Origin of the sequence: Kitasatospora sp. NPDC056783 (assembly GCF_042789895.1) — a bacterium.
Lineage (GTDB): Bacteria > Actinomycetota > Actinomycetes > Streptomycetales > Streptomycetaceae > Kitasatospora.
Window position 1 is genome coordinate 1 of the sequence record NZ_JBHUAF010000598.1, and the last position, 915, is coordinate 915.

The window sequence follows — 915 nt, forward strand, 5'->3', positions numbered from 1 at the left end:
GAGCGCCGGGCCGCGGGAGGCGCCGGGTTCAGCAGGCGTCGAGGATGCCGGTCAGCGCGCTCTTCTCGGCGCCGTCCACGCTCAGGCCGTAGTACTGCTTGACCTGCACCCAGGCGCGGGCGTAGGTGCAGCGGTACGAGGCCTGCGGGAGCCACTCGGCCGGGTCGCGGTCGCCCTTGGAGCGGTTGCTGCTCGCCGAGACCAGCAGCAGCTGGGGGCGGGTGACGTCGTTGGCGAAGGCCTTGCGCTGGTCGGTGGTCCAGCTCCACGCGCCGGAGGCCCAGGCCTCGGAGAGCGGCACCACGTGGTCGACGTCGAAGGAGGAGGCGTTGGTGGTGGTCGCGCCGTCGTACGGCGAGGACCAACTGCCGCTGGTGGCCTTGCAGGAGGTGTCGGTGGCGACGTTGCTGCCGTCCCGCTTCACGACCCACTCGCGGGTGTCGCAGGTGCCGCTGATGGTGATCCAGGTCGGGAACAGCGTGCGGTCGTAGGTGTCCCCGTGGGTCTCCGGGGTGGCGGGCATCGCGGCGAGGTAGCTCCGGGCGATGGTCGCGGAGATCGGGGTCGGCAGGGCGGCCTGGGCCGGGGTGCCGGTCGTGAGCACGGTCGCGGCGGCGAGGGCGGCGGCGGCCGGTATGCAGGACAGGAATCGACGTGCGGACGTGGTGAGGGCCATGGCGGACGCTCCATCATCAGATCGGATGAACTGCTGATTTGCGTGCGCCAGTGTGGCGACCCCGTCACCTACGCGGGTAGATCCGGGAAGTGAAATCCTTGTGCACAACAGACGTGGGGGGGGCCCCGGGCGGCGCCCCGGCCGGAGTTTTTGTGGGGTTTTGGGGGCGTGCGGCCCGGGGCGGGGGGGGTGAGGGGGGGGGGGGGGCCCGCCCCCCCCCCCCGGCCCCGGCCACCCCC

1 protein-coding gene is annotated in these 915 nt (G+C 72.9%); it reads right to left on the reverse strand.

Going from position 1 to position 915, the window contains the following annotated elements; all coding sequences use genetic code 11:
• Positions 1-28: 28 nt before the first annotated feature.
• Entirely contained in the window at positions 29-676 is a 648-nt protein-coding gene (locus tag ACFRMQ_RS39635) for an HNH endonuclease family protein (RefSeq protein ID WP_380735757.1), read from the reverse strand.
• Positions 677-915: the final 239 nt, after the last annotated feature.